Genomic DNA, 20,892 nt, shown 5'->3' with positions numbered 1-20,892 from the left:
ATCGAAATAATTATTGACCGCTTTTTTGATATTCAGCTGAAGCATCATCAGGAGATACCTCAAGTTTATATGTATAGCTTATTTCTTGTTAAATTTGGCTTTACCATCCTCCAAGAACTTGATAAATTCTTCGATATTCTCATTGTATGCTCTTGGTTTTACAAGAGTTTTTGAGTCATTACTAGGATCAACTAAGCAATAGTATGGTTGAGCATTTCCATTGAATCGGGTAATTTCAAAATCAAGGTTTTGGTCGCCAATTGTTGTTTTTTCTAAACCATCATCTTTTGACTTGTACCATTCTGATTTTGGAAGTTCTGTTTTGTCATCTACGTACAAAGCAACTAAAACATAGTCGTTTTCAATACGTTTTTTTACTTCTGGATTAGACCACACTGCTGCTTCCATTTTACGACAGTTAACACAACCATGACCTGTAAAATCAATAAATAACGGCTTATTAACTTGTTTGGCATAAGCTACTGCTTCTTTATAATCAAAGAAACCGTGAAGCCCTAAAGGTAATTTTAGAAATTCATCATATTTTACTTTCTTCGGAAAATTCGGATCAGCATTAGAAGATGTCTCTACTGAACTACTTTCTCCACCAATAACAAAATCCTGCGTTTCCATTGGAGGCAACCATCCTGAAAGTGCTTTGAGCGGAGCTCCGAACATACCAGGAATCATATATACAACAAATGTTAATACAACGATAGCTAATAAGGTACGAGGTACGGATACTTTGTCTAGCTTACTATCGTGTGGCATTTGGATTTTACCTAATAAATAAAGTCCTATTAATGAGAAAATCACAATCCAAGCTGCAAGGTACACCTCGCGGTCGAGGATATGCCAGTGATAAGTTTGGTCAGCAGTACTTAAAAATTTCAAGGCCAATGCTAATTCAAGGAAACCTAAAATTACCTTTACTGAGTTCATCCAACCACCTGATTTAGGAAGGTTTTGTAACCAGTTTGGAAAAATGGCAAATAAGGTAAATGGAATAGCAAATGCTAATCCGAAACCAAACATACCAATAATAGGGCGAAGAATTTGTCCTTGTGAACCAAGACTCAAAATCGTACCAGCAACAGGTCCTGTACAAGAAAACGATACCAATACCAACGTGAAGGCCATGAAGAATATACCTCCAATACCACCACGGTCTGACTGTGCATCGATTTTATTGACAAATGACGATGGAAGAACGATTTCGAACCAACCTAAGAACGATACCCCGAAAACCACAAATACGATGAAAAATAACATATTTGGAATCCAGTGGGTACTAATGAAGTTAGGTGCTGCCTGTCCAAAAGCATAAGCGATGATTGTTCCGAATAGCACATAGATGGCAATGATAAAAAAGCCATATAAAAGCGCTTTCTGAAGTCCACCTTTTTGCTTTGTGAAATAAGAAACGGTCATTGGAATTAAAGGATACACGCAAGGTGTCAAAAGAGCTACAAAGCCACCACCTAATGCCAATAAGAAAAAGCCCCAAAGTGATGTTTCTTCTGGTTTTTCTTCGTCACTTGTCGTAAGTGTATCGCCAGAAACAGCGCTAGAATCTGAGGATACAGAATCTGTAGGCACAATAGTGGCTGAATCAGCTTTTAATTTAGCTGCTTCTTCTACTGCCTTCAGCGAGTCAAGATTAGGTTTTTTATCATCAGTTTTTTTAGCTGTTGCGCTTTGTGCTTCAATCAAAAATGCTCCTTTGATAGGTACACACATACCTGTTACATCTGAACATGATTGACTATCATAAGCACCATCGATATTGATTTTATCTTTTAAAATTTTTACCGTTTGGCGAAACTCTGCTTTACCCTTAAAATAACTATATTCACCATTCCAGATTTCCTTATCAAACTTTCTGGAAGGGTTAATTGCTTTTAAGCTACCTACTGTTTCATAAGAATCATTTGGCGTAAACTTGATAGTGGTTACGGTAGGTCCTAAATCTGGATCAAAGTCGGAAGAATAAAGATACCAGTCTTTTTGAATAGAAACGGTGAAAATGACGTCAACGGTTTCGCCTACTTCTGGATTGGGCTTTGACAAAGACCAAGTCCATTTGGCAGGGTTAACTTTCTGAGCGAAGCTGATTGTTGAAAGTGTTAATAACAACAAAATACTTGATAGTAACTTCTTCATGATTGGGGTTTAAGATATTCTTAGTTTGTAAAGCATTAACGAAAGTATTCCCGTGTTAGTTTCTTATCCCTGATAAACATTGTTGGTAGAAGAAATTAAAATCTGGAGCGATGTTAGTGGCTTTAGGTAAAAGTAAACGACTAATTCTTAGGACAGACTGTAAGGTGGTACCGTTGCTTTAGGGAAAATTTATTACTGAACTCTGATTGGTACTACCACTTCGACTTTGTCCCAGCGAAGCAACATATCGGCACCATTACCTTGTTCGTTAAAATCGATATAGAATTTTTCGACAGTATCTGATTTATTAATGACCGCAGCAGGAGCGTGGAGAATGTCTCTTGTAGGATCATAAGATAAGCCCCATTGACCTACTTCTTCATTAACAATAATTGTCCAAACGTCTTTTTCAGGAATCGTAAACAAGGTATAGCTTCCAGCTTTGAGGGGTTTGCCCGAAATAAGTACATCTTTGTTAAAAGTGATGACAGTGGCCTCATTGGCACCAGTACGCCACCATTTACCATAAGGAACGAGTGCTTTGGAATTTTGAGGACCAAAAATAAGGCGACCTTTTTTGGCTGGTTGGCAGTAGTCGACATTGATTTCTAAACCATTATGCGAAAAGTCAGCAGTATCGGAAGGACTGAAAGATTTGGTATAGAAACGCATTCCGACGAAACCGATAGCGAGTAACGCAAGAAGTACTAAGACTATGCGAAGTAGTTTAATCATTGAGAAAGATTGTGCCATTATTAAAGAATGATAGTCTATTGAATAAGGTATTAAGCAGGGCAAATACAGTTCGCAATATAGCATATTTTACGGCACATCACAAAAGAATAGCTTTCCACCGTAGTGAAAAGCTATACAAGTTTTTACCAAAGACTTTCCATATCACGGTCTCTTTTTACAATACACCTTTCGTTTTGTAAAAGGTATAGATTTTGGTCAATATCGATGCTCGTTTTGGCATCGTCTAATAAGCCTTTATAAGCATTTTTGATTTCTTTCCTTCTGATGGCTTCCAAAAATCTTCTGATATCATCATCAGATTCAAGAATCAAGCCTGGCACTTCTGTAGGTTTGCCATCTTCGTCCTTGGCTACCATCGTAAAGTAGGACGTGTTTGTATGTTTTACTTCTTGTGATTTAATATTTTCGGCAATGACTCTAATACCAATGATTAATGACGAGCGCCCCACATAGTTGACGGAGGCATGTAGCGAAACCAACTCGCCCACTTCTACTGGCTTTTTAAATTCTACGTTGTCGACCGAAACCGTTACGACATAGGTACCAGCGTGCTTGGCTGCACAGGCATAAGCCACTTTGTCCATCAATGACAATAGAATTCCTCCGTGGATTTTCCCCCCAAAGTTCGCGTACGAAGGAATCATTAATTCGGTAATTGTTGTTCTTGAAGAGTTAACAGATTTTGCGTTTTCCATGAATTTCGTGGTTGAGCTTGAGTGATGAACAACCTCTTTGACAGTTTTGTTTGAACCACCTTATATTGTAAAAGGTTGTATAACCAAATACCTCCCTTAGTATCGTTGCTCAGGGACTACAAGCTGAAAGCTAAGTACATAATTTTTTTAAGTCCACAAACTTAGTAGATTTTATGTCAAAACAATTAGGCTTAATTGAAAATAGACACGTATATTTGCGTAAAAATAGAAATTTTCCAAGAAAATGAGTATAAAACCTTGAATATCTTGGTTTTGAACAGCTTATGATAGAAATTATTACAGAATGACTCCTGCAACTCTCTTCTGGTTTATACTACTGACTCCACTAGCAGGATTTGCTATCGCGTTGGGACTTGGTAAGAGTCGCAAAGATATTGTTGGATGGATTACCTCAGGGCTGTCAGTATTAAACCTTTTGCTTACTATAGGGCTTAGTAGGAGTGTGGCTTTGCCAACCAACCTACATGTCGAATGGTTTAAGATAGGACAAATAGATTTTACATTTGGATTCCTATTTGACTCAAAAGCATTGATGATGCTTTTGTTGGTCAATTTTATTGCCTTCTTAGTGCAAATTTTCTCTATGGAATACATGGAGAATGACCCTGCCAAACATCGTTATTTTGCTTTTCTTCAATTATTTGTTTTCTCAATGCTAGGCATTATCATGACCGACAATTTGTTGGGGATATATGCTTTTTGGGAATTGGTTGGATTGAGCTCATATCTTTTGATTGGGTTTTGGAATCAAAAAACATCTGCAACTCAAGCTGCCAAAAAGGCCTTTTTAGTGAATCGTGTGGGAGATTTGGGCTTTTTGCTTGGTATTTTTATGGTATATCATTATTGGGGAAGTTTGAGTTTTGCCGTGTTAGGACAAACTCCTGCTAACTTAACTCCTGAGGTGGCTACCATAACAGGCTTACTATTGTTTTGTGGTTGTGTGGGCAAATCAGCGCAGTTTCCGTTGCATACTTGGCTTCCTGATGCGATGGAAGGTCCTACGCCAGTATCAGCGCTGATTCACGCAGCGACAATGGTAGCTGCAGGGATTTTCTTGTTGGCACGCGTACAACCTGTTTTTACGGACGTTGCGTTTATGGTAATAGCAGGAATTGGTTGTACAACTATGTTTCTAGGGTCGATATATGCGATTTTTCAAACAGATATAAAAAAGACCTTAGCCTACTCGACCATCTCTCAGTTGGGATTAATGTTGATTGGTTTGGGTACTGCTACGTCTTTATTTCATTTATTAACTCATGCTTTTTTCAAAGCAGGTTTGTTCTTGGCCGCTGGTTCGGTAATTCATGCTCTTCATCATGCTTCGCATCATCATGATTTTGATGCTCAGGATATGCGATTGATGGGAGGATTGAGAAAAAAACTTCCCTTAACATTTATCACATTTGTGATATTTGCTGCTTCGTTGGCTGGTTTGCCATTATTTTCGGGCTTTTTGTCAAAAGATGCTATTCTTGCCAATTTGTTTCATTTGTCAGAAATGAATAGCTATTTCAAAATCATCGGTATTTTTACTTTTGTGGGAATCGTGATGACAGCCTTTTATATGTTCAGACAAGTGTGGCAGGTATTTATGGGTGAATTTCGTGCAGAAAATGTGCCTTTCGAGCATATTCATGAAGGTTCTTTCAAAATAACTTGGCCTTTAGTTCTACTAGCTATATTATCATTAGGGTTTGTATTTGCGATAAATCCTTTTCATGCCGATCATGCTTGGTTTTGGCATTTTATAGATAAAGACTTTCATTTACCAACATCTTCATGGATTGGCTATGCTTCTGTAGCAAGTGCAGGTTTGGGAATTGCTTTTGGATACTTGACTCGAAATAGGGCTTTCACCTTTCAGCTACCAACATTCGATGGTTTGTATCATTTACTTTTTGTAAAAACAACGATGTTGCTGGCAAGGTTTTTTCAATATGCCGATACCAATTGGGTAGACGGATTAGTAAACCAGATAGCTTTCGTACAAAAGACAATCGCTCGCGCTATGGCTTGGGTCGATGCCAAAATTGTTGATGGGGGTGTTGGATTTGTAGTTCGTTGGATTGGAATCATTGGTAAAATGACACGAGCAGTACAAAATGGTAAAGTGCAACTCTATGTATTTGCCGCATTAATGGGATTATTAGGCTTAATATTTTTCTTTATATATTAATTCAATTCGTCGATAGCAACGAATCGTTGAGGCGAGGAAAAAACAGTTACGATGTCAGTACTTTCATTACTTATATTTTTACCCATTGCTTTTTCAGTAGTAATCCTATTATTACCTGAAAATCTCAAAGGATATTTCAAATGGATTACCGTAGGGGTAACTGCCGTGGAATTTCTTTTGACTATATGGGTTTATCTACAATTTGACCAACATACAGAAGGGTTTCAATTTTTAGTACAAAAAGACTGGATTACCCTGCCGCTAGGAAGTTTGGGTGTAGCCTCTATCGATTACTTGATTGGAGTTGATGGTATTAGTATGCCTATGGTTTTATTAACAGGCTTAGTAATGTTTATTGGCTCAATTTCGTCTTTTGAGATAGGACAAAAAGAAAAAGCTTATTATGCACTCTATTTGCTTCTGACAGGCTCGGTAATAGGCTGTTTTGTTGCCTTGGATATGTTCTTATTTTACCTGTTTTTTGAATTTATGTTGTTGCCAATGTATTTCTTGATAGGTATTTGGGGAGGACCACGCAAAGAGTATGCTTCTATCAAATTCTTTATTTATACATTGGTAGGCTCATTATTTATTTTGGTAGTCATGATTGGCTTGTATTTATCAGCTATCGACCCTGTTGAGACGGCCTTACAAACAGGTTTGATTAGTGAATTGGAACAAGTGACACCAAATTTGATTTCTGAGATTCAACGTTTGTTAGCAGAGGGACGTCTTCCATCCGAACAATTGGTACATACTTTTGACTTAAGATTTCTTCCTGATCCTAATAATTTTCTGCCAGAATCATGGTTGCACATTTTCTCAAACATTAGTATTGGTGGAATGGGCTTGCGTAGCTGGGCTTTTATATTTCTTTTAATTGGTTTTGGGATAAAACTACCCGCTGTACCCGTACACACATGGTTGCCTGATGCACACGTGGAAGCGCCAACGCCTGTGTCGGTAGTGCTTGCTGGTATTTTGTTGAAAATAGGTGGATATGGGCTTTTACGAATTGCCTATCCTATTTTTCCAGAAGCAGCAAGTGAGCTAGCTTTTGTGATAGCGCTTGTGGGAGTTGTGTCTATTTTGTACGGAGCATATAATGCTTTGGCGATGAATGACCTCAAAAAGCTTATTGCATACTCGTCGGTTTCGCACATGGGTTTTGTTTTGCTGGGAATTGCCTCACTGACAAGCGAAGGGATTAACGGTGCTGTATTCCAAATGTTTTCACACGGAATACTTTCGGCTATGTTGTTTGTGCTAGTAGGAGTTTTATACAGTCGTACACACGACCGTCGTATCAATAGCTACCAAGGACTAGCGTCCAAAATGCCAGTGTACACAGCACTTACGGCAGTAGCGTTTTTTGCTTCGTTGGGTTTACCTGCATTTTCTGGTTTTATTGGTGAGTTTTTCACCTTGATAGGAGGTTTTAACAGTTTATATTTCCCAAAATGGGTAACAGGGCTAGGGGTGTTAGGGTTAGTTTTGGGAGCAGGATATTTCCTTTGGACATTACAAAGAATGTTTTTTGGAAAATTTTGGTCAAGATATGAAGAGTCTGTTTTGTCAGATTTGAATACAAGAGAAAAGCTTATGCTTTTCCCTTTAGCAATTTTAGCGCTAGTTTTTGGAATATTTCCTCATCTAGTTTTCGATGTTTCAAATCAGGCTGTGAACGAGTTGATAAAGCTTTTTGCATAGGTACAAAAAGTCTAGAATGGCATTACTATCGTGGCTAGAACTGTATCCTCTTCGTTAGTGATTGAAAAAGAAGCTTTACTTCCATAATGCAATTCAAGACGTTTTCGAAGGTTATCCAAACCAATACCATTAGCGCTTGTTTTGGGTTGTGGGTTATATTGACCAGTATTACGAACTTTGATAATTACGTCGTGACCAAGGGTAGTAATTTCTATTTGGATAAGGCCTCCGTTTTTAGTTTTGGCAATACCATGCTTCACCGCATTTTCGATAAGCGTATTCAAGGACATAGATATGATTAGGATGTTATCAATGTTTTCTTGAACATGAAATTCATACCGAAGGCGGTTATCAAAACGAACCTTTTCGAGTGCTAAATAATCTTGGGCTAATTTAATCTCTTCACTAAGCATCGCTTTTTGTTGATCTCCAAGATTGAGCGACAGACGAAGTAAATCAGAAAGTTGCATAATAGCATCACGAGCCTGACGGCTATCGCTGATAGTAAGCGCTTTAATGCTATTGAGTGCGTTGAACAAAAAATGAGGATTAAGTTGTTTTTTGAGGTTTTCGAGCTCTACTACTTTGAGCATTTTTTCGGCAGCCAATATTCTTTGTCTACGACTTTCGTGAACTTGCACAAATCGATAGAGATGATAAAATAGAAACCACGGAATAACAAGCCAGATGTTGTCAAAAATAAAGAAGATACAATCCATAGCATCGATTTCTCCGTGCAAGTATCTACTTCGATTAAAAAAGATGAAATCGGTTAGTGCAAAACAAGTTCCAATCGTCAAACTTCCTAAAAGAGGAAAAACGATAAATTGACGTGAGGTGAAATTTTCGGGGTCATAACTTTCATGAATATAGTTGTAAAGATGACTAATCCCCATTCCTAATATCATATAGGTGCAAACATAGATTAGTCTATACATGGGAGTTTCGTCGGCTAGTCCACTATACTTCAGCGAGGTAAGTGTGATAAAAGACCAACTCATAATCTGTATTATCCAATAAAATGCGTTTCTCTTCATGGTTATCAATTAGCTCTGATGAGTAAATATAAACAAAAACAAACAAAGGCGGAAATTTGATTTTCTGTGTAGAATTAAGATGACAAACATTTTGGACTTAAAACGGCAGCTTTTACAAATCCTGAACAGCTTTGGTGTTATTACACCCGAAGCATTTTTGGCAGGTGTTTTTGTTGTATTTATTATTGCTGATTTAGTTGTAACCAAACAGTCCTCAAAACTTGTTGCTTCTACAGTCTCAACTTCAAATTTTACCGTAGCAGGCATAATCGTTTTATTAATTAATTTGTATCAAGTAATAGACCAATTTGCGACTATTAATGATACTTTTTTATTTGATAAAATGCTTTTTATTGATGCCAAAGCTATTTTCTTTAAAGCATTGATAAGTATTTCAGGAATCTTGATGCTTTTGCACATACATATTAATAAGTATCAATTTCCCAACGAGTTTTATGCTATTGCTATAGCTATGATTATCGCTTTACAATTGATGATCATGTCTGTCAATTTGCTGATGATTTATCTAGCGATAGAAATGGTATCCTTGCTTTCTTATATCTTGACTACCATCAATAAAGATAAAGTTGGCGCAGAAGGCGGTATCAAATATCTTATTTTTGGTGCTACCTCTTCAGCGATTATGTTGTACGGAATGTCATTATTGTATGGCATGACGGGTACGTTGTCTATTACTTCGCCTGATTTTAGCAGAGGACTTACACAGGTTGACGAATTGGCTACCACTGTGGCAGTTGTTATGACTATTGCTGGTTTTTTGTTTAAGCTTTCCGCTACTCCTTTTCATATTTGGACACCTGATACCTATCAGGCTGCGCCAATGCCGATTGTTGCCTTTTTTTCGGTTGCGCCAAAGTTGGCTACCATGTTGGTAGCATTACGCTTCTATATGGCAGTTCCCAACGACTTAAGGCTCGTTACTGGCGTGATAGCTTTGGCGACGATTACGTTTGGTAATTTTTCGGCATTATGGCAAAATAAAGCCAAGCGATTATTGGCCTATTCTACCATTGCCCATTCGGGATTTTTGTTGATAGGGTTGGTGGCGTTATCTGAGCTAAGTGTTAAAAGTTTAGTGTTTTATTTGGTAACATATCTCTTTGCCAACTTCGCAGCATTTTATTTGGTTGATTTATTAGCGATTTACCTAGGAACTAAGAACGATTTTGAGATAGTGCAAATTAAGGGTTTAGGTCGAAAAAATCCTGCACTTGGCATATTATTATTGATAACGTTAGTATCTCTTGCGGGACTTCCTCCAACGGCAGGTTTCTTCGCCAAATTTAATATCTTTTCAGCACTTTGGGAAGCTTATCAAACAGCAGATACGCAAAAGCATATCCTATTGCTTTTATTTATTTTTGGATTATTCAATACTGCAATTTCTTTGTTTTTTTATCTTAAAATACCTTTTTATTTATTTTTCAAAAACGCTGAAACCGAGTTTGATACATCTCTTTCTACAACTCAATATATACTAGCAAGCGCTCTATGTTTGCCTTTGTTAGGATTCTTCTTTAAGGCAGATTGGTTAATGAACCTGATTGCTTTGTTGTAGAAAGTTTATTAGTTTAGAGGATAGCACTACTGTAGGTAACCCCAATAATGGTACTTTAGGTGTTGAAATTACCTACCATTAAACGCTAACTTAGCATAACAATCTTAATCTATTATTATGACTGCGACTATATCGACTACTCCTCCTGTACGCACTTTTCTTGGAGATACTTTTGAATTAACTAATGTAGAAAGCGTAAAGCCATTTTATGAAAATTTGGTAGAACGTTCTATTGATACACTTGAAGAATTTAGAAAATTCTTGAAAGATCGCTCTGAGCTTGAAAGTTATCTTTCAGAGAACTTTGCTTGGCGTTATATCAAAATGACTTGCGATACTACCGACAAAGAAGTAAAAGCACATTTTGACCAGTTTGTGACAGAAATCCAACCAGAGCTGGCAAATTATGATGATACCCTCAATAAAAAGACTTTAGAAAGTCCTTTCTTAGATATTTTGACCTCTGAAGGAGAAGATGCTGAGGCATTTAATATTACGTTTAGAGGTATTAAAAAAGCTACTGAAATATTCAGAACAGAAAATATTAGCCTTTTTACGGAAGTCCAAAATCTCTCAAGCGAGTACCAAGGTACAGTGGGTGTAATGACCGTTGAAATAGATGGTCAGACTAAAACTTTGCAACAAGCGGGTGTATATTTGGAAAATGCAGATAGAGCTATTCGTGAAATGGCTTATCGCAAAATTCAAGAACGTCGTATTCAGGATCGTGATAAATTGGATGAAGTTTTCAATAAACTCAAAACGGTTCGTCATCAGATTGCCTTGAATGCGGGATTCGAAAACTTCCGTGATTATTCGTTTGCTTCATTAAAGCGTTTTGACTACACTCCAAAGGAATGTTTTGATTTTCACGAAGCTGTAGCTGAAACTGTTGTACCAATCTTGAATCAATTGGCTGAGGAACGTAAAGCAACGTTAGCATTGGATTCATTACGTCCTTGGGACAAAGGTGTAGATGTAAAAGGACGCCCAGCTTTGCATCCGTTCAATGGAGGCGAAGATTTACTCAATAAAACGATTGATTGTTTTAATCTTCTTGATCCATTCTTAGGCGAATGCTTGACCCTAATGAAACAAATGGGACGCCTAGATTTAGAATCAAGAATTGGTAAAGCGCCAGGAGGATATAATTATCCTTTAGAAGAAACAGGTTTTCCGTTTATTTTCATGAATGCTTCATCGTTGATGCGCGACGTAATTACCTTGTTGCATGAGGGAGGACATGCTGTGCATTCGATTGTAACGAAAGATTTAGCCTTGAATACGTTCCGTAATTTTCCATCGGAAGTTGCAGAGTTAGCTTCAATGTCGATGGAGTTGATTACGATGGATTACTGGCATGTGTATTTCGATAATGAAGAAGAATTGCGTCGTGCAAAGATTCAACATTTGGAGGATATATTGAGTACTTTGCCTTGGGTAGCTACTGTAGATAAATTCCAGCATTGGATTTACGAAAACCCAACCCATACTACCGAAGAACGCACACAAGCTTGGCTTCGAATCTATGAACAATTTACAGATTCGATTACGGATTGGTCTGGTTTGGAGACCTTCAAATCAAGTATGTGGCATCGTCAATTACATATATTCGAATTACCTTTCTATTATATCGAATATGGTATTGCACAGTTGGGAGCTATCGGTGTGTGGAAAAACTATAAAGAGAATCCACAGAAAGGCTTGGAAGGCTATTTGAATGCGTTGAAATTGGGATATACCAAACCAATGGCTTCGGTTTATAATGCGGCAAATATTCCATTTGATTTTTCAAAAGAACATATAGCTTCATTGATGACATTTTTGCAAGGGGAACTAAACACCCTCAAAAGCTAAGAAATATCGAATACGCTAAAAACAAAAATCCCATCGAGACTTGGTCTGGATGGGATTTTTTATGATTTGGAATCAAGGCAAACTACACTTTGATTTCAACGTCAACACCTGAAGGCAATTCTAATTTCATCAAAGCATCAACTGTTTTTGGAGATGATGAGTAGATGTCGATTAGACGCTTGTAAGTACACAATTGGAATTGCTCACGAGCTTTTTTGTTAACGTGTGGTGAACGCAAAACTGTGAATTTTTCCACTTTTGTAGGCAAAGGAATAGGACCTGAAACAACAGCACCTGTAGCCTTAACAGCCTTCACGATTTTCTCAGCCGATTTGTCCACTAAAGTGTGGTCAAAAGACTTCAATTTGATTCTGATTTTTTGATTCATCTGAATTGGTACGTTTGGTAAAACCAAAGCCGAAAGTACCATTTGCTTCGGATTTGGGACTGCAAAATTACTGATTTACAAGTTATTGAGCAAATGCTACTCTAGATATTTTTATAAAAACAAAATGGGGTATCGCTTAATGATGTATCTATTGCTGTTCGATAAGCAAACCATCAGTTGAAATTCCAATCTTTTGTAGAATTTCCAAGAACTCATTTTGCAAGGGTGCCTCAATCAATAATGGTTTATGCGTAATAGGATGGACAATCTCCAACGATGCCGCATGAAGGAGCATGGTATTCAGTCCAAAATGCTGCTCAAACATCTTATTATGTTTGCATTCTCCATGAGTTTTGTCACCAATAAGATAGTGACGTAATTGTGCAAAATGCCTACGTATTTGGTGCATACGACCTGTTTCAGGATATATTTCTGCCAGTGAATACCGAGAGGTTGGATAGCGACTTACTTCTATAGGTAACTCAATTTGGTGTAAGCACTTAAATCGAGTCAGTGCATCTTGCATATCTCCATTGTCTTTAGCCAAGGGTCTATCAGTAAAGCCTTCATCGGGTAAATATCCTCTTACAAGCGCCCAATATTTTTTGTGCGTTGTATGCTGTTCAAACTGCTGTTTGACCAGTTTGTCAACCTCTTTATTCAAGGCAAATAATAGTACGCCACCCGTTTTACGGTCAATTCGGTGACATGGACTTACCCATACACCCAGTTGGTCTCGAAGTAGCTGTAAGGCAAATACAGTTTCTTCGGCCGCAATAGGCGAGCGGTGTACCAACAAGTTATGAGGTTTGTTGATAGCTACAAGATATTCGTCTTGATAAAGAATGGGGAGCGTCATTGGAGTAGGGGATAAATAAAACCGCCCCCACGACAAGTCGAGGAGGCGGTAGCTTATATACAACTAGCAAGCTAGTGTGTTATTACAAACCTTTAGCTTTTTTCACTACTTCGTCAGCAATGTTTTGCGGAACGAATTCATAGTGAGAGAAAGTCAAGTTAGCTGTAGCACGACCAGAAGACATTGTACGAAGGTCAGTTACATAACCGAACAATTCAGACAATGGAATATCTGCTTTCAAGATTACAGCACCTTGTTTTGAATCCATACCTTTCATCATACCACGACGACGGTTCATGTCACCTGTGATAGGACCAGTGTATTCGTCTGGAGTAACAACTTCAACAGCCATGATAGGTTCCATCAATTTAGCACCTGCTGCTTTTGCTGCTTCTTTGTAACCCATACGAGCAGCCAATTCGAATGACAATGCATCTGAATCGACATCGTGGAATGAACCATGGAACAAACGAACACGCATTGAATCCATTGGGTAACCAGCTAAAGCACCATTTTTCATAGCACCTTCGAAACCTTTTTGGATAGCAGGGATAAATTCTTTTGGAATTACACCACCAACGATACCGTTAATGAATTCCAAACCTTCTTTACCATCTTCTCTTGGTCCCATTTCGAATACGATATCGGCAAACTTACCTTTACCACCTGATTGTTTTTTGTAAACCTCACGGTGTTCAGTAGTTTTAGTTAACGATTCTTTGTAAGCTACCTGAGGAGCACCTTGGTTTACTTCCACTTTGAATTCACGACGCATACGGTCGATGATGATTTCAAGGTGAAGCTCACCCATACCTTTGATGATAGTCTGACCAGTTTCTTCGTTAGATTCAACTTGCAAAGTAGGGTCTTCTTCGATCAATTTACCAATAGCTTTCGAGAAGTTGTCTTGATCAGCTGATTTCTTAGGCTCGATAGCATAACCGATAACTGGATCAGGGAATACCATTGATTCAAGAACGATAGGGTTTTTCTCATCAGAAAGGGTATCACCAGTTTTGATGTCTTTGAAACCTACTACCGCAGCAATATCACCAGCTTCTAAGCGCTCGATTGAGTTTTGCTTGTTAGCGTGCATTTGGAAGATACGAGAGATACGCTCTTTGTTTCCTGAACGGTTGTTCAAGATATAAGAACCAGCTTCTAACACACCTGAGTAAGCACGAACAAAACACAAACGACCAACGTAAGGGTCAGTTGCAATTTTAAATGCTAATGCTGAGAAAGGCTCAGTTGTAGATGGTTTACGAGTGATTTCAGCATCAGTACGAGGGTCAGTACCTTTGATAGATTCTTTATCTAATGGAGAAGGAAGGATCGCCATTACATAATCCAACATTGTTTGAACACCTTTGTTTTTGAAAGATGAACCACACAACATAGGAACAATTTTCATTGAGATAGTAGCTTCACGAAGAGCAGCCAAAATTTCATCTTCAGAGATAGATTCTGGATCTTCGAAATATTTCTCCATCAATGACTCGTCAAATTCAGCTACAGCTTCCAATAATTTCTCACGGTATTCAGTAGCTTCGTCCAACATATCTTCAGGAATAGGTACTACTTCGAAAGTCATACCTTTATCGTGCTCATTCCATTTGATACCACGGAAGTTTACTAAGTCAACTACACCTTCAAATTTATCTTCAGCACCGATTGGCAATTGAAGAGGTACAGCGTAGCTACCTAACATTTCTTTTACTTGACGACATACGTTCAAGAAGTCAGCACCTGAACGGTCCATTTTGTTAACAAAACCTAAACGAGGTACGTTGTAGTTGTTAGCCAAACGCCAGTTAGTTTCAGATTGAGGCTCAACACCATCAACAGCACTGAACAAGAATACAAGACCATCCAATACACGCAAAGAACGGTTTACCTCTACTGTAAAGTCAACGTGACCTGGAGTATCGATAATGTTGATATGGTATTTCTCATCTCTATAGTTCCAGTTTACAGTAGTAGCTGCTGAAGTAATGGTAATACCACGCTCTTGCTCTTGCTCCATCCAGTCCATAGTCGCAGCACCGTCGTGTACCTCACCGATTTTGTGGCTTACACCAGCATAATACAAGATACGCTCAGTAGTAGTAGTCTTACCAGCGTCAATGTGGGCCGCGATACCAATGTTTCTTGTGTATTTTAAATCCCTTGCCATTTTAAATGTTGATTATTTAGTTTTTTTAGTTCTTCATTAGTTGGTTAGTTCTTAGCACAAATTTCTAATTATCAATTATTAATGAATTTGACATGACTAACCATCTTAAAATCAGGGTGCAAAATTACTGAATCTTAGCGAAATACAAAAATTATCACGATAAGTTTTCATTAATAAAGTCAACAAAAGTGTTTTTGGATTAAACCAAGAATATTTCCAACAACAAAAAACGCTTGTCGCAATTGCAACAAGCGTTTTTGTATCACCTAACCACTAAATATATTTTTACATAAAAAATACTATTTTTTATGTTTACTGAATATTCGCTTTGAATTTTGACCATGATAATTGAGCTTGTTCTCCTTCGGCATTGTTGGCCATAATGATGATTTCTCCCTCAATTTCATCATTTGTCAATTTGATGATGTTTACACGACCTACTCCATTCAATAATCCTTCCGCATTAGGAAGAGACGCTTGATAAAAATTGTTGATGTCGCGGTATTGACTAAAATCTTTTACAATGTTTCCTACATTTTTCTGTGTACCATTTCCTGGAATAAAAAAAGTAGAAGGTTTGTCAACATTGTAAAGCCTCACATAAACAGATTCAGAAGTACTGTCATCGGTGGCCATAATAGTAATGCTGTTTCCACCTCTTTCTATTAATTTTTTGACAACTACTTTGGACGTTTTGAAAGAATGCTCTCGATTCTCTTCGAAACTGATATTTCCTTTGAAAAACCCTTGTCTGTTCTGATTAAAATCTGCAACCCCGTGACTGAATGATATTAAACTAGCAACGAAGCAAAGCAGGAATCCTAATAACACCATCGGGTTTCGGAAGAAACGCCTTGTTCTAATTTTCATGAACTTGTATCGTTAAGTGTACTTGCGAAAGTACTTTAACTGTTAGAAATAACTTAAAACACTAATTGAGCAAAAATTTTGCCAATAGCATTGTTGTATTTTTTTTATCTAAGCAACAACAAAAATAGAATACTCTATTTACTTTATCAATAGCATATCCAATACTTTATTGTTAAAGTTATTAAACGGTTGTTTGTATAGCTTTACCAAACAACCGTTTAATAACTGACTTATCTATCTTATTGACGCTCGAATAGGTCTGAAAGTTACAGATAAAAATAAAAAAACTTTAAAAATGTACTTAAGAGCTTGTTTTAGAGGTTTTTGAAAGAAGATGTTTTATTAACTAATAGGTGTACTTCAGTCAAATGTATCAATACTAATAAGATAATATTACTGACAAAAATCATTTTTTTGAAAGGTTGTATCGAATACCTAATACAAAATTATTAGGTGTGAAGCTCTGGGCTTAGTGATAATTTAGGAATGCTGGTTTTGAGTTAATGATACCTCGTTATTTAGTTGTAAGAGTTGGATTTTTCGAACTAATCACAACAATAAAAGTGTTTTAATCATAAACAACTTGTTTGCTAATAAGGCAATAGCAAATCGAAAATTTTACAGTAATCCACATAGTTGAAAATGACTTTGTGCGTTTTGAAAAAACAAGAAATTAGCCTTTGTGAAAATATCCGTGAGACAACTATTATCTTTGGCGTACTTTTCCTGAAAATCTCATTAAGATTGACAGGTCGATGAATTATAGCAATAACGTCTAACAGTGCCAACGACAACCATCTGGTACAGGTGTTTGAAAGATTTTACAAGTTTTTTGTGATTATACGACGATTTTCAAAACTGTTAGGTCAAAAACTAGTTTAATAAAATGGAGTTATTTACTAAATCTCCCGTTAAGGAAGCACAACGTGCGTCAGGTTCAGAGGCTGAGTCTATTGGGCTAGAAGCACGCAAAAAAATGAAGAAAATGAAGTCTTTTCAAATACCAGAACTCTATAAGAGTAGTATCATTGGAGGAATCAAGGAAAAACGTCGCCAAAAGGACAAGCTAAAGAAGGACTTTACGCCAACATTGCTTGATTTTGGTACTGTACGTTTCTTGATTTCAAGACATTTTGGATTTTGCTATGGTGTTGAAAATGCGGTAGAGATAGCGTATAAAACCATCGATGAGAATCCCAACAAACGAATTTTCTTGCTTTCTGAGATGATTCATAATCCCGATGTAAATGCAGATTTGCTGAGTCGTGGAGTACAGTTTATCATGAATACTTCGGGTGATCAACTGATCGAATGGGAATCTCTTACCAGCGATGATGTTGTCATTGTGCCTGCTTTTGGGACAACTTTGGAGATACAACAAAAACTCTCAGATATCGGTATCAATGCCTATCAGTATGATACAACTTGCCCGTTTGTTGAAAAGGTATGGAACCGTGCATCTGCTATTGGACAAAAGGATTATACCATTGTCGTACATGGCAAACCTTCGCATGAAGAAACTCGTGCGACTTTTTCGCATGCCAAACAAAACGCTCCAACAATCGTGGTGAAGGACATGAAGCAAACGGTTGAGCTGGCAAAATATATCACAGGAGAAAAACCTCAAGCAGATTTTTATACAGAATTTAAGGGGCAATACTCTGAAAATTTTGATATTGAAAAAGATTTGCGCCGTATTGGTGTAGTCAATCAAACAACAATGTTGGCTTCTGATACACAGGCTATCGCTGATTATCTCAAAAATGTTATGCGTGAGAAATATCACGTGGAAGGACTTGATATTACTTCTTATTTTGCCGACACTCGTGATACTCTTTGTTATGCTACCAATGATAACCAAAGTGCCACGTATGGTTTGTTAGAGAAAGATGCCGATTTAGTGATTGTAGCTGGAGGATATAATTCTTCAAATACCTCGCATTTGGTAGAACTGTGTGAGCAAAAACTTCCTACTTATTTTATTTCTTCGGCGGATAAGATTCTATCTGAAAATCTAATTAGCCATTTTGACTTACATGCAAAAAGTGAAAAGGTGACAGAAAACTTTCTTCCAAATAAAAATACAACTACTATAATGTTGACTTGCGGTGCATCATGTCCTGATGCAGTCGTCGAGGCAATTCTTCTTCGATTATTATCTTTTTCCCTGATACCAAAAATGTGGACGAAGTCGTAACCCAACTTTAGAGTTACCATCGGTTTATTATCCATGCTTTAGGGAAAATTGTCCTTTGATACCCCAACAGTTTACCTTAGTTTTGTGGTCGAAATATCTTGAAAGTCTTATATACAAAAATAGGACTTTTAGGATATTCTTTCCTTGAATTGATTTGAAAACTGGGCTACAATTTGACTTTTATCGGGTTTGTAAAAATATTGATCCTGTAAACTATTATATCATTAGATGAGTGCAAAATATTTCCATTTGACTGTAAAGGAGGTTATTGAAGAAACTCCAGATACAAAGACTTTTTCTTTTTGGCATCCTATCCATCAAGCTGTCAGCTATAAGGCTGGACAGTTTTTGACTTTAATTCCAGAAATTGATGGTAAAAAAGTACGTCGTAGCTACTCTATGTCTAGCTCACCTAACAAGGATGCTTCTATTGCTGTAACCATCAAGCGTGTGCCTGGGGGATTAGTTTCCAATTACCTCTGCGACAATCTTAAGGTTGGTGATGCCCTAGAAATGATGGAACCTATGGGGCATTTTGTAATCGAACCAAATCCAACTAAGTCGCGAGTAATCGTTTTATTTGGTGGAGGTTCTGGTATTACACCATTGATGTCTATCGCCAAATCTGTTTTGCCAGTAGAAACCGATACCAAAGTGTATTTAGTCTATGGTTCGCGAAATGAAGAAAATATCATTTTCAAAAAACAATTAGAAGAATTAGAAAAAACTTATCAGGGACGTTTTAGAGTATTGCATGTACTAAGTCAACCTTCTTATACTTGGACAGGCTACAAAACTCGTATCAATCAAGCGTCGGCAGTAACTTTCTTGAAACAAGATTTTGGTTTGGATATCGGTAAAGCTGAATATTATATGTGTGGCCCAGAAGGTATGATGGAGCAAGTAGAAAATGCTATCAGAATATTTGGTGTAACCGATGCACAAATTCACAAAGAACATTTCTTTAGTGCGCATGATACCGCTGCCAATGAAGCAGATGAAGAGGAGGGTGGTAGCTTAAAAGAGCAGATGGTTACTATTCAATACGAAGGAGAAGATTATCAAGTATTGGTAAAACCACACGAAACGATCCTTGAAGCAGCGCTACGCGAAGATATAGATTTACCATATTCGTGTCAGGCAGGTATGTGTACAGCATGTATGGGCAAATGTTTGAGCGGAAAAGTTCAAATGGACGAAGAAGACGGTTTGACAGACAATGAAATCAAGCAAGGCTATATTTTGACTTGCGTAGCGCACCCAGCTACATCAGGAGTAGTTATTGAAATAGAATAAATTCTCCACAATAGTTATCCACAAGTTTTTGAAAATGTGGATAACTATTGTTAATAAGTAACAAAACACATCAAAGTATCTGATATTTCAGTATTTATACTTACAAAGGAACTATTTTTGGTAGGGCATTGTAAGGCAATTATAACTAAAGTTATTCGCTTACCGAAAAGCATTAGTAGTTTTCCAAAATAGCTTGTAGCTTTGGCCTGTAATATCAAAAACGAGAGTCTTTTTAGTAATTCATAAAATATTTTGGATGAAATTATAAGTAAATAAAGATTTAGTTTTCAATAACCATTAAGTATCAAATTCTTACTTTATCATTCTAAAATATGGCACAAAAATTCTTGGTAATCTCAAGATTTTCTACCTAATTTTGTTTACTGAAAGATAACCCATCGTTAACCCTCTATTAATCTGAATTTTATTGCGAAAAATTACCGAACCACTTTAATCTGTATAAATGGTTTCAGGAGTACTATTTTTAAATAATACTCAACAAACGCAAAATAACTACCAAGTAAAGTCATGTCTGACGCAATCAAACACGAGTGTGGTATCGCACTCATCCGTCTCCGAAAAGACTATCAGTACTATATCAATAAGTACGGAACCCCACTGTATGGTATCAACAAGCTTTACCTAATGATGGAAAAGCAAGTGAACCGAGGACAAGACGGTGCAGGTGTAGCCAACATCAAAATTGATGTGCCTGCTGGTCACAGATATATCAGTAGATACCGTTCTGTAGAACAAAATGCTGTAGCTGATATTTTCGGAAAAATTTACAAGAAGTTTCGTAAAGGCTTGAAAGACCACAAAGACAAAGCTAAAGATGCCAAGTGGATTCAAGAAAATGTAGCATTCTCTGGTGAAGTGTTTTTGGGTCACCTGCGTTATGGTACACACGGTCAAAACGAAATCGAAAACTGCCACCCAATGTTGCGCCAAAGCAACTGGAGAAGTAGAAACTTGGTAGTTGCTGGTAACTTTAACATGACTAATGTAGAAGAACTTTTTACGAAGTTGATCTCATTAGGACAGCATCCGAAAGAAAAAGTGGATACTGTTACTGTGATGGAAAAAATTGGTCAAAAAAAAAATTG

The 20,892-nt window shown here is 37.2% G+C and carries 15 protein-coding genes; 7 read left to right on the top strand and 8 right to left on the bottom strand.

Annotation, left to right across the window (positions count from 1 at the left end):
* Positions 1-78: 78 nt before the first annotated feature.
* The 3 genes from BWI92_RS22715 to BWI92_RS22705 form a co-directional block, all read right to left on the bottom strand.
* Positions 79-2,163 carry a thioredoxin family protein gene (locus BWI92_RS22715; protein WP_095167104.1) on the bottom strand — a complete coding sequence of 695 codons (2,085 nt, stop codon included), beginning with the start codon at positions 2,161-2,163 and terminating at the stop codon, positions 79-81.
* A 192-nt stretch (positions 2,164-2,355) separates the two neighbouring features.
* Positions 2,356-2,898: a DUF2911 domain-containing protein gene (locus BWI92_RS22710; RefSeq protein WP_095167112.1), complete on the bottom strand. Its 543-nt coding sequence runs from the start codon at positions 2,896-2,898 to the stop codon at positions 2,356-2,358.
* A 143-nt stretch (positions 2,899-3,041) separates the two neighbouring features.
* Positions 3,042-3,614 carry an acyl-CoA thioesterase gene (locus tag BWI92_RS22705; protein WP_095167102.1) on the bottom strand — a complete coding sequence of 191 codons (573 nt, stop codon included), beginning with the start codon at positions 3,612-3,614 and terminating at the stop codon, positions 3,042-3,044.
* 304 nt (positions 3,615-3,918) lie between these two features.
* Between BWI92_RS22705 and BWI92_RS22700 the strand changes: the two genes are divergently transcribed.
* Complete coding sequence (locus BWI92_RS22700; RefSeq protein ID WP_095167100.1) at positions 3,919-5,817, top strand: NADH-quinone oxidoreductase subunit L; 1,899 nt, start codon at positions 3,919-3,921, stop codon at positions 5,815-5,817.
* 51 nt (positions 5,818-5,868) lie between these two features.
* The gene (locus BWI92_RS22695) at positions 5,869-7,527 is read left to right on the top strand and encodes a NuoM family protein (RefSeq protein WP_095167098.1); all 1,659 of its coding nucleotides are present in this window, start codon (positions 5,869-5,871) and stop codon (positions 7,525-7,527) included.
* An 11-nt stretch (positions 7,528-7,538) separates the two neighbouring features.
* On the opposite strand, the gene BWI92_RS22690 is transcribed toward BWI92_RS22695, so the two are convergent.
* The gene (locus BWI92_RS22690) at positions 7,539-8,564 is read right to left on the bottom strand and encodes a sensor histidine kinase (RefSeq protein WP_095167095.1); all 1,026 of its coding nucleotides are present in this window, start codon (positions 8,562-8,564) and stop codon (positions 7,539-7,541) included.
* Between the two features lie 79 nt (positions 8,565-8,643).
* On the opposite strand from BWI92_RS22690, the gene BWI92_RS22685 reads away from it, so the two are divergent.
* Positions 8,644-10,143, top strand: a complete 1,500-nt coding sequence (locus tag BWI92_RS22685) for an NADH-quinone oxidoreductase subunit N (protein WP_229363470.1) — start codon at positions 8,644-8,646, stop codon at positions 10,141-10,143.
* A gap of 117 nt (positions 10,144-10,260) precedes the next feature.
* Entirely contained in the window at positions 10,261-12,000 is a 1,740-nt protein-coding gene (locus tag BWI92_RS22680) for a M3 family oligoendopeptidase (RefSeq protein ID WP_095167093.1), read from the top strand.
* A gap of 82 nt (positions 12,001-12,082) precedes the next feature.
* On the opposite strand, the gene rpsJ is transcribed toward BWI92_RS22680, so the two are convergent.
* The 4 genes from rpsJ to BWI92_RS22660 form a co-directional block, all read right to left on the bottom strand.
* Positions 12,083-12,388 carry a 30S ribosomal protein S10 gene (gene rpsJ / locus BWI92_RS22675; RefSeq protein ID WP_095167108.1) on the bottom strand — a complete coding sequence of 102 codons (306 nt, stop codon included), beginning with the start codon at positions 12,386-12,388 and terminating at the stop codon, positions 12,083-12,085.
* A gap of 148 nt (positions 12,389-12,536) precedes the next feature.
* The gene (locus tag BWI92_RS22670; RefSeq protein WP_095167090.1) at positions 12,537-13,247 is read right to left on the bottom strand and encodes a pseudouridine synthase; all 711 of its coding nucleotides are present in this window, start codon (positions 13,245-13,247) and stop codon (positions 12,537-12,539) included.
* Positions 13,248-13,329: 82 nt separating this feature from the next.
* Positions 13,330-15,423 (bottom strand): elongation factor G, encoded by a 2,094-nt coding sequence (gene fusA / locus BWI92_RS22665; protein ID WP_095167088.1) that lies wholly within the window; start codon positions 15,421-15,423, stop codon positions 13,330-13,332.
* Positions 15,424-15,735: 312 nt separating this feature from the next.
* Positions 15,736-16,293 (bottom strand): hypothetical protein, encoded by a 558-nt coding sequence (locus BWI92_RS22660; RefSeq protein WP_141234887.1) that lies wholly within the window; start codon positions 16,291-16,293, stop codon positions 15,736-15,738.
* Positions 16,294-17,179: 886 nt separating this feature from the next.
* On the opposite strand from BWI92_RS22660, the gene BWI92_RS22655 reads away from it, so the two are divergent.
* From BWI92_RS22655 to BWI92_RS22645, 3 genes are all read left to right on the top strand, one after another.
* Positions 17,180-18,490: a 4-hydroxy-3-methylbut-2-enyl diphosphate reductase gene (locus BWI92_RS22655; protein ID WP_229363467.1), complete on the top strand. Its 1,311-nt coding sequence runs from the start codon at positions 17,180-17,182 to the stop codon at positions 18,488-18,490.
* A 228-nt stretch (positions 18,491-18,718) separates the two neighbouring features.
* Entirely contained in the window at positions 18,719-19,786 is a 1,068-nt protein-coding gene (locus tag BWI92_RS22650; RefSeq protein WP_095167084.1) for a ferredoxin--NADP reductase, read from the top strand.
* Between the two features lie 528 nt (positions 19,787-20,314).
* On the top strand, positions 20,315-20,892 hold a 578-nt coding region (locus tag BWI92_RS22645; RefSeq protein WP_409024760.1), incomplete at its 3' end, for a class II glutamine amidotransferase.

This window comes from Flectobacillus sp. BAB-3569, from assembly GCF_002270355.1.
GTDB lineage: Bacteria > Bacteroidota > Bacteroidia > Cytophagales > Spirosomataceae > Flectobacillus > Flectobacillus roseus.
This window is presented reverse-complemented; position numbering and strand designations above follow the sequence as displayed.

Bases quoted from the DNA above. Each gene is read 5' to 3' on its own strand.
- BWI92_RS22715 (WP_095167104.1), bottom strand. From the start codon at position 2,163: ATGAAGAAGTTACTATCAAGTATTTTGTTGTTATTAACACTTTCAACA.
- BWI92_RS22710 (WP_095167112.1), bottom strand. From the start codon at position 2,898: ATGATTAAACTACTTCGCATAGTCTTAGTACTTCTTGCGTTACTCGCT.
- BWI92_RS22705 (WP_095167102.1), bottom strand. From the start codon at position 3,614: ATGGAAAACGCAAAATCTGTTAACTCTTCAAGAACAACAATTACCGAA.
- BWI92_RS22700 (WP_095167100.1), top strand. From the start codon at position 3,919: ATGACTCCTGCAACTCTCTTCTGGTTTATACTACTGACTCCACTAGCA.
- BWI92_RS22695 (WP_095167098.1), top strand. From the start codon at position 5,869: ATGTCAGTACTTTCATTACTTATATTTTTACCCATTGCTTTTTCAGTA.
- BWI92_RS22690 (WP_095167095.1), bottom strand. From the start codon at position 8,564: ATGAAGAGAAACGCATTTTATTGGATAATACAGATTATGAGTTGGTCT.
- BWI92_RS22685 (WP_229363470.1), top strand. From the start codon at position 8,644: ATGACAAACATTTTGGACTTAAAACGGCAGCTTTTACAAATCCTGAAC.
- BWI92_RS22680 (WP_095167093.1), top strand. From the start codon at position 10,261: ATGACTGCGACTATATCGACTACTCCTCCTGTACGCACTTTTCTTGGA.
- rpsJ (WP_095167108.1), bottom strand. From the start codon at position 12,388: ATGAATCAAAAAATCAGAATCAAATTGAAGTCTTTTGACCACACTTTA.
- BWI92_RS22670 (WP_095167090.1), bottom strand. From the start codon at position 13,247: ATGACGCTCCCCATTCTTTATCAAGACGAATATCTTGTAGCTATCAAC.
- fusA (WP_095167088.1), bottom strand. From the start codon at position 15,423: ATGGCAAGGGATTTAAAATACACAAGAAACATTGGTATCGCGGCCCAC.
- BWI92_RS22660 (WP_141234887.1), bottom strand. From the start codon at position 16,293: ATGAAAATTAGAACAAGGCGTTTCTTCCGAAACCCGATGGTGTTATTA.
- BWI92_RS22655 (WP_229363467.1), top strand. From the start codon at position 17,180: ATGGAGTTATTTACTAAATCTCCCGTTAAGGAAGCACAACGTGCGTCA.
- BWI92_RS22650 (WP_095167084.1), top strand. From the start codon at position 18,719: ATGAGTGCAAAATATTTCCATTTGACTGTAAAGGAGGTTATTGAAGAA.